The sequence below is a fragment of the Microcystis sp. M090S1 genome (genome assembly GCF_020246295.1).
GTDB classification, from domain to species: domain Bacteria; phylum Cyanobacteriota; class Cyanobacteriia; order Cyanobacteriales; family Microcystaceae; genus Microcystis; species Microcystis aeruginosa.
In genome coordinates, this window is record NZ_JADBTF010000118.1 from 1 (window position 1) to 5097 (window position 5097).

3 protein-coding genes and 2 pseudogenes are annotated in these 5097 nt (G+C 46.9%); 3 read left to right on the forward strand and 2 right to left on the reverse strand.

Annotation, left to right across the window (positions count from 1 at the left end; genetic code table 11):
- Both IM477_RS22930 and IM477_RS22935 read left to right on the forward strand, forming a co-directional pair.
- A pseudogene (locus tag IM477_RS22930) lies at positions 1 to 167 on the forward strand (RNA-guided endonuclease TnpB family protein); the annotation flags it as partial.
- 9 nt (positions 168 to 176) lie between these two features.
- Positions 177 to 269 (forward strand): annotated as a pseudogene (locus IM477_RS22935) (CoA-binding protein); the annotation flags it as partial.
- A gap of 47 nt (positions 270 to 316) precedes the next feature.
- Here IM477_RS22935 and IM477_RS05500 read toward each other — a convergent pair.
- Entirely contained in the window at positions 317 to 2176 is a 1860-nt protein-coding gene (locus IM477_RS05500; RefSeq protein WP_002759873.1) for an iron uptake porin, read from the reverse strand.
- A 389-nt stretch (positions 2177 to 2565) separates the two neighbouring features.
- Here IM477_RS05500 and IM477_RS05505 point away from each other — a divergent pair, with 389 nt between their 5' ends.
- On the forward strand, positions 2566 to 2952 hold the full coding sequence (locus tag IM477_RS05505) for a hypothetical protein (protein ID WP_353845530.1): 387 nt from the start codon (positions 2566 to 2568) through the stop codon (positions 2950 to 2952).
- A 322-nt stretch (positions 2953 to 3274) separates the two neighbouring features.
- Here the strand turns inward: IM477_RS05505 and IM477_RS05510 are convergent, their stop codons facing one another.
- Positions 3275 to 4651 carry a cobyrinic acid a,c-diamide synthase CobB gene (locus IM477_RS05510; RefSeq protein ID WP_287730851.1) on the reverse strand — a complete coding sequence of 459 codons (1377 nt, stop codon included), beginning with the start codon at positions 4649 to 4651 and terminating at the stop codon, positions 3275 to 3277.
- Between the last annotated feature and the right edge of the window lie 446 nt (positions 4652 to 5097).

The window sequence follows — 5097 nt, forward strand, 5'->3', positions numbered from 1 at the left end:
ATATCAAGGTCGCCGGTGGGCAATCGGAGACCTCAAAAAACGGACGTGGAGGACAGCATAAGACTTCTGTTAAAGAAGCAGCATCTCGTGAAGCGTCAACCCAGCGGTCGGTCGTTCAATTAAGTTTGTTTGATCTGCCGGTCATCACCGTCCGGCCCCGGCGGTGAGGATGTCAACACCCAGTTGCGGAAAAAAAAGCGATCGAGGCGGGTTTAAATGTGATTATTGATGCTTGTATCCAGATAGAATATCAGCGTCTATTTGCCTAAAACAAAACCCCACCATCGGTGGGGTTTCGGGTTTAATTTAGGAAATCCTAGAAGGTAAAGGTTCCGCGCAGGGTGCCAATCCACTCGTTACCAGTGCCTTTGAACTGTTCAGGTGCAGAAATCCAGATGACACCGGGGGTGATAGAAATATTGTCGGTGACTTGGTACTTGTAGAACAATTCAACGTGGTAGGGAACGATGTTAGATACTTTTAGCCCCATGTCTCGGAAGCTTAAGTGACCGATGTAGGGCTGCGCACCAGCAAACAGACCTAAGATATTTCCTTCTTTACCCAAGTCGGGGAAGGCAATACCAGCACCGTAGGTCCACACTTCCGCATCACCGAGACCGAGTAAACGCACGGTGGAGTAGGAACCGAAGGCACTCAAGCTGGCGAAACCAAGATCCACTGCACCGGTTAAACCGTAGCTATTGGATACTTTGGCTCCGAAGTTGAAGAAACCGACTTCATCCTGTAGGGTGACGCTATCAGGATCGTTGCCGTTGACGTTGAGCAGGGTATTTAACTGAGTTTGGGAAAGGTTAGCGGCGGAAGTACCCGTTACACCGAAGGAACCACCGTTACCGAAGATGGCGGTATCGGCACCTTGGTAAGCGTTAACGTAGGTGAAGCCGACGTTGAGGAAGTTAAAGAGGTTAGCGTTAATCTGTGCTAAAGCGGCGTAATCTCCGTTAAAGAGACCATTACCCGGGTTAGGATTGGCCGCAGAACTAGAGCCACCACCACCGGCTAAGTAACCCAAGGATAGGGAGGTCGGACCGACAATGCTTTGGAGGAAGCCTAACTGTAGGCTAACACCACCCCCAGAACCACCACCGATACGGTAGATGGGGTTTTCGGAAGCGAAGGTAGATAGCGCACCATTACCACCGTCGAAGTCTTCAAAGAAGGGGTTAGTGGTGGGAACGAAGTCATTCCAAATACCACCCCAAGCGGCGACGTAGGTACTGAAGCGACCAAAATAACCTAAGTCAATCGGGGTATAGTAGGCCAACCAGTCGAGAACCACATCGCTACCGTTACCGGCCGCGGTCCAAGTTTGGAATAGGGAAGGGCTTTGCAGATTATCGAATCTGACGGAAGCGGGATCACCATTTTGTAGTGTGGTGGTCGATTTGTAATCAAATCCGAAGGGAGTGGCACTACCCGCCGCTAAACGAGTTTTCAATACGTCCTGACCGGTGAAGCTCGTGTTTAACAGCAAACGAGCGCGGTATTGCATGGCGGCCTGGGAGGCGGGGCTACCGGCACCGACCGTATCGGTGACAGCGAAGATAACTTCCCCAGCTAATTTGGTGGTGGTGGAGAATTGGTTATTTTCGAGGAAAGACACCCGGCTTTCTAAGTTATCAACTCTAGCTCCCAAGGCCGCTAACTCAGCTTGGAACTCATCCATCAAGCGCTTGAGGGCATCTAAGTCTTCCTTGAGGACGTTGACACCATCTTGAATTAAACGTTCCATGACGTTTAAGCAAGCGTTTAAACCAGCCGCAAATTCCCAACGGGTTAAAGCTCGGTCGCCGCGGAAGGTGCGATCGGGATAACCAACAATACAACCATAGCGTTCAACTAAACTTCTTAAAGCCTCGAAAGCCCAAGCGGTGGGGGAAACATCCCGCAGTTGGTTAACGCTGGTGACTTGATCGATGGTGTTCCCCTGTACGGGTGCAACTTGACCTTCGTTACCGTACTGTTCGATCTGATTGAGTAATTCGCCAGTTCCTGCAGCGTTGTCCTGAACTTGAGCGATTTCTAGATTGTTAAATTCGGTAGAAACACTGGTAGATTTGGCGGGATCGAAGCTACTAGCATTAGCGGAAGCTACTAGGGTAGCCCCTAAAATCGCTGGGCTAACCAGCAATGATTTCCAGAACATTCTTAACATGATGGTTTTTTCCTCACACCTTATAGGTTGACTACACAGTTTGACGACGCATATAGCCTTTCTATTCTTTTGCCATTATACACAATTTAATTACTTAGGGAAAGATGCGATCTCATTTTTTTTCCCTTGACCAGTTGAAAAAGTGGCCACCCTGTCGCTCCTGACGGCACTTAAACAAAAACTAAAGTAGGTTAGAATCCTTACACAGAGAAAACTTAAGCTCATACAACAGGCTCGTCTAGACGAGTCGGGCAAGGTTCTGTGATTTTGATAACGGCCACTGAACTGGGTTGTTGTCAGGTTAATTGATGATTTCTATGGTGGCACTCTTAATATGGAGTGATGTCTAATGGGCAAAACTTAACGCCGATAAAAACAGAGACAAGACCATGAAAAAAAGAAAGATAGCCAATACACTGCGTAAAGCCTTGCTAGAAGAGGGCGAGATGGAACGCGCTCTCTATGAATACGAATTGGAAGAACACATAGACTACTGGTACGAAGGTCTCAAGTCCGACCGTGATCAGTTTGTCTTTGCCGTCACGGAAAACTCCGGTGATGTGGCAATGGTATTGATTACGCCGGGTAAAACTATCTATGTCAATGAGGAGGCGAGAGAGAAACTCTCTCAATTCTGGATAAAAGCTTATGAGAATAATATAAATCAACTCATTCCCATGATGGCAGAGAATTTGGCCAATGATATTATCTCGGTGACAGGCGTTAAAATGGTGTCCCCAAACCAGAAGCGGCGCTGGGTTAGTTTGCGCCCGTAGAGTTAAAGTCAAGAAAGGCTCACTTAGGAAAAAATTGGTATTAGTTCTGGTTCTGGGGTTCCCAGATGACGGGAAACCCCCAAAAACTATCCGCCCTTACCAATTGCTCGGTAAGGGCGGTGTAGCGGGTCATCGGAATCGACACCAGACTGCCGGAAGGAACTCCAGCTAGTCTAAATCTTGTTTAGACGTGGGGGTCTAGAGAACAGCCCCGGCGCACAGCCGGCTATTGTCGATTAGGAGACCCATGCTTTTACTACTTTCTACCATCGACATCACCTCCTGTATCCCTTAACGGATTGATTATCAAATTTATCTGCAATTAGCTTAACGCAGCTGTGCGGAAAAAATCAAGGCCGGCAGCTAAAAATTTTTTCGGCAGGCTGAGGTTAGCCCCAAAATGTAGGTGGAGATAGGAAGCGTGCAGATTCTTACCTTGCCACCCTTCGGCATTGATATCACTTTTGGGGAATGCTTGCAGTTGATAAATCGGTGCGTCGCTCACCCCGCTTAATTGGGAGCGATGGAATTCATGGCCGCGCACTGGTTGACCTGCTTTGAGCAGGATCGTCTCCTGTTTGGCGATGGCTTGCCGATAACCTAGGGTTAATTTCGGGGACATTATAGCAGATTTGGGGATTATTTGCAACATAGAATGGTTTTTTTGCTCAAAATCAACTATTTTGTCACATAAATACATTAATCCCCCACATTCGGCGTAGGTGGGCATTCCATCGGCGATCGCTTTTCTCACCTGAGTTAAGATAGGGGTGTTAGCTGCTAATTCTGGGGCAAAGATTTCGGGAAAACCGCCACCAAAGTACAACCCTTGCAGGTTTTCGGGCAAATTTGCCCCTTGCAAGGGACTCCAAAAGATTAATTCTGCGCCTAAATTGGCTAAAATATCGAGATTATCGGGATAATAAAAGTTAAAAGCCTTATCTCTGGCAATACCGATACGGATAGGGGGAAAAAGCTTATTTGCTCCTGGGGGATTTTTCGGGTTCTCTTGGGGAGAAATAGTGAGTAAAGGCAAGAGAATGTCCCAATTAAAGCAGTTTTGGGCAATAGAAGCCAGTTGATCTTGCAGTTGCCTGATTTCTCCTAGTTCATCCCTGGGAACCAATCCTAGATGGCGATCGGGAATTGTCAGGGAATCTTGACGACGCAGAACCCCGACAATCGGCATATTGATCGATTCTAGGGCGGTTTGCAGTAATTGCAGGTGGCGATCGCTGCCAACCCGATTGAGGATAACTCCGGCTAGATGGAGATTTTTGTCTAAAGATTGATAACCGCGGACAATAGCGGCGACAGAGGTAGATAAACGACTGCAATCGATAACTAACAGCAGAGGAAGCCCTAAAATACGGGCAATATGGGCGGTACTGGCATAATCGGGAAATTGAGTATCGCTTAATTGAATACCATCAAATAGCCCCATTACCCCTTCAATCAGAGCATAATCGACATTTTGACAATGTTGGGCAAAACAGGTTTTTACATAGTCTTCAGAAGTTAAAACCGGATCGAGATTGCGACAGGGGCGACCGGTAAAATGACTATGGAACATGGGATCGATATAATCGGGCCCGACTTTAAAAGATTGCACTCGATCGCCACGACTGATTAAATAGGCCAAGATTGCCAGAGTAATCGTAGTTTTACCGACTCCGCTTCTTTCTCCTGCGATGATCATTATTAGTTGTTTTTTTTCGAGATCGAGCTAGACTTAATTAACCTGTTACACAATCAATTCTAAGGCTTGCCAACGGCTAATAGAGTCAATTTTGGCCGCTAACTGGTTCCTGTGTCAATCGACTTTTTTTATTAGCGGCGAAATCGATTTGACCACGTTTAGGATCATTGTCATCATCTCTAGACAACCAGCTATTGTTCTGACTTTCCCAAAAACCAGAGACTTCCTCCCCCACCATTAAGATAGGCTAAGACGCATTTTAACCGCCTATCCTTAAGATTGGCTAAATCTCCTCAAATCAACAAGCAATTTAAATTCGCGGGCAGCTTAAGTAGGGAGGCACAATTATTTGTAGGATGGGTTAGCGGTAGCGTAACATAATCGGGCGTTGGGTTTCATGCTTCAACCCAACCTACGTTCATCTTATATTTAATTCCACCCACCCA

What these genes read in the sequence shown, in the direction of transcription:
- IM477_RS05505 (WP_353845530.1), top strand. Translation starts at nt 2,566, where the DNA reads ATGAAAAAAAGAAAGATAGCCAATACACTGCGTAAAGCCTTGCTAGAA.
- IM477_RS05500 (WP_002759873.1), bottom strand. Translation starts at nt 2,176, where the DNA reads ATGTTAAGAATGTTCTGGAAATCATTGCTGGTTAGCCCAGCGATTTTA.
- IM477_RS05510 (WP_287730851.1), bottom strand. Translation starts at nt 4,651, where the DNA reads ATGATCATCGCAGGAGAAAGAAGCGGAGTCGGTAAAACTACGATTACT.